The organism is Halomonas sp., assembly GCF_041689495.1.
Lineage (GTDB): Bacteria > Pseudomonadota > Gammaproteobacteria > Pseudomonadales > Halomonadaceae > Halomonas.
On the sequence record NZ_JBDNGD010000176.1, the window covers coordinates 1 to 2,682 of the forward strand.

A 2,682-nucleotide genomic window follows, 5' to 3' on the forward strand; every position below is an offset into this window, starting at 1 on the left:
CCCTTCTCGTAGGCCACGCAGTTGACGATCATCGTCGTGTTCTCCCGTTGGATGATGGAGCCGTGTGGAAGAGCATAGACCCTTAGGGCACTCGCCCGCTGCCTCACCTCTGGTGGTCCTGCCTGTGCAGAGAGCGGGCGAAGTGGAGTCACTAGGGCTGGCGCGAAGGGTTTTCTCGTCTTAGTCTTGGGGTTCACCCAACAGGAGCGGAGGCGACCATGCCTATTTCACGAGCCGAAATTCCCGCCGAGGACGCCCATGGCTTGATCGAGCGCCTCTGCGATGAATGGTCCAATGCCCAGCCGGTCGACCGGGAGGAAACCATGGCGCGGGTCAGCTTCGATGAGGGGACCTGCCTGCTGGAGGCGGGGGAGGGTCGCCTGGTCGTCGCCGTCGAGACGCTGGACGATGGTTCCCTCGACCAGCTGGAAGGCAAGGTGAACGCCACCCTGGAGAACCTCTCGGGAGTGTCGCTGGATATCGTCTGGGAAAATTGAGTGCCGATGCCACCGCCCGGCGCCTTGCCCACCTGGGGATGGTGCTGTGGGCGATATTGGTAGGGCTGTCATTTCCCGCCGTCGGTCTGATGAGCGAGCTGCCGCCCTTCCTGCTGACGTCGTTGCGCTTCGCCATCGCCTGTGCGGGCCTCTGGTGGCTTGCCAGGCGTTCCCCCTCCTTCCTGCCGCCCTGGCGAGTGCTGCCCCTTTATGCGCTGATGGGTCTCTGCCTGGCGGGATTCTTCGGCGCCATGTTCTGGGCCGCGCACCTTGCCACGGCGCTGTCCATGGCGACCCTGTTCGTGACCGTGCCGCTGCTGGCCTTCTTGCTCGGCCTGGGTTTTCGGGTGGAGCAGCTGAGCTGGCGACTGCCGGCCATCCTTGCCTTGGGAGCGGTCGGCGCCCTGGGCCTGGCCTTCGCCGAGTCCTTCCAGCGCGGTGGGCAGATACGCTTCGGCATCGGCGAGGCGGTGTTCTTCCTCGGTTGCCTGTCCACTGCTCTCTATCCGGTCCTCAGCAAGTGGGGGCTCGCCAGCGGGCGCCTGCCGGATTCCGCCGCGGTGCGTACCTTCTGGAGCCTGGGGCTGGGCGGTATTCTCATCGGACTGCTGGGCCTGGCCATCGAACCGGTGTCGCGCCTGGCGGCCATGACCGGGAGAGATGTCCTGCTGCTGGTCTACCTGGGGCTCTTCTCCAGTGCCCTGACCTTCTGGCTGATGCAGCGAGCCACCTCGGCGCTGACGCCCGGCGCCGTCACGGCCTATGGCTATCTGGTGCCCTTCGTCTCCATGCTGCTGCTGTTCATCCAGTCGCCGGAGCGGCTCGGCTGGGTGTGGCTGCCCGGCAGCCTGCTGGTGGTCATCGCCATGGGATTGCTGGTCAGGCGAGACGCGTAGGAATATTCTGTTTGACGTATTACGCTATGCGGAATATATATCGAGATCGTTGATTATCACTGACCATTCCGGAAAGGGGCCTTCAGTATGATCAAGAACGGCATGCGACCCATACATCCCGGTGAGGTGCTCCGGGAGGACTATCTCGAACCGCTGGGGATGAGCGTGAATGCGCTGGCGCTTGAACTGCGCGTGCCGGCGACTCGCTTGCATGAGATCACCAAGGAGCGCCGCGCGATCTCGGCGGATACGGCCCTGCGTCTGGCGCGTTATTTCGATGGTGATGCCCAGTCGTGGCTGAACCTGCAGTCGGCCTATGACCTCAAGAGGGTCGAGATTGACCATGGCGAGGAAATCCATCGCAGCGTATCGCCGCGAGATGCGGCCTGAGCCTCTGGTATACTGCCGGTATTTCCGAAGCCACTGAATCGCAGGAGTGCGCATGACCCGTATCGCCATCGTCGGTGTTGCCGGCCGTATGGGCCGTACCCTGGTCCAGGCCGTGGAGCAGGATGCCGGGACCACCCTCGCCGGGGGGATCGTCGAACCGGGCAGCTCGCTCGTCGGCACCGATATCGGCGAGCTGGCGGGCCTGGGCAAGGTGGGTGTGACGGCGGTGGATGCCATCGAGACCATCGTCGATGACTTCGACGTGCTGATCGATTTCACAGCGCCGCAGGTGACCCTTTCCAACCTGGCCTTCTGCGCCGAGCACGGCAAGCGCATCGTCATCGGCACCACCGGCCTGAACGACGAGGAGCTCACCGCGCTGGATGGCTTCCGCGACCGGGTGCCGATAGTCTTCGCGCCCAACATGAGCGTGGGGGTGAACCTCACCTTGAAGCTGCTCGAGACGGCGGCAAAGGCGCTGGGCGACGAGGGCTACGACATCGAGGTGATCGAGGCCCATCATCGCCACAAGGTGGATGCCCCCTCGGGTACGGCGCTGAAGATGGGCGAGGTGGTGGCCGAGACCCTGGGCCGGTCGCTCAAGGAAGATGGCGTCTTCGCCCGCGAGGGCCAATGTGGACCGCGCAGCGCTAAGGAGATCGGCTTCGCGACCGTGCGGGCCGGGGATATCGTCGGTGAGCACACCGTGATGTTCGCGACCGAAGGTGAGCGCATCGAGATCACCCACAAGGCATCGAGCCGCATGACCTTCGCCAGGGGCGCGGTGCGCGCGGCCCGCTGGGTGGCCGGCCAGGGCAATGGCCGCTACTCGATGCAGGATGTGCTGGGGCTAGCCGCGGACCGGCAGAACCTGTAACATTCGAAAAATTTTTGGCCGG

The 2,682-nt window shown here is 64.5% G+C and carries 4 protein-coding genes; all 4 read left to right on the forward strand.

Translation table 11 applies throughout. From position 1 onward, the window contains the following. The first annotated feature begins 218 nt into the window (after positions 1–218). The 4 genes from ACESMD_RS06055 to dapB all read left to right on the forward strand — a co-directional run bounded on the left by ACESMD_RS06055 (position 219) and on the right by dapB (position 2,660). A complete protein-coding gene (locus ACESMD_RS06055; protein WP_372611284.1) occupies positions 219–497 on the forward strand; it encodes a DUF2218 domain-containing protein in 279 nt (92 codons plus the stop codon). Further along, positions 494–1,393 (forward strand): DMT family transporter, encoded by a 900-nt coding sequence (locus ACESMD_RS06060; RefSeq protein ID WP_372611286.1) that lies wholly within the window; start codon positions 494–496, stop codon positions 1,391–1,393. The genes ACESMD_RS06055 and ACESMD_RS06060 overlap by 4 nt, the downstream gene beginning before the upstream one ends. 87 nt (positions 1,394–1,480) lie before the next feature. Continuing rightward, the gene (locus tag ACESMD_RS06065; protein ID WP_372611288.1) at positions 1,481–1,783 is read left to right on the forward strand and encodes a HigA family addiction module antitoxin; all 303 of its coding nucleotides are present in this window, start codon (positions 1,481–1,483) and stop codon (positions 1,781–1,783) included. Positions 1,784–1,835: 52 nt separating this feature from the next. Then, positions 1,836–2,660: a 4-hydroxy-tetrahydrodipicolinate reductase gene (dapB, locus tag ACESMD_RS06070; RefSeq protein ID WP_372611290.1), complete on the forward strand. Its 825-nt coding sequence runs from the start codon at positions 1,836–1,838 to the stop codon at positions 2,658–2,660. The last annotated feature ends 22 nt before the right edge of the window (positions 2,661–2,682 follow it).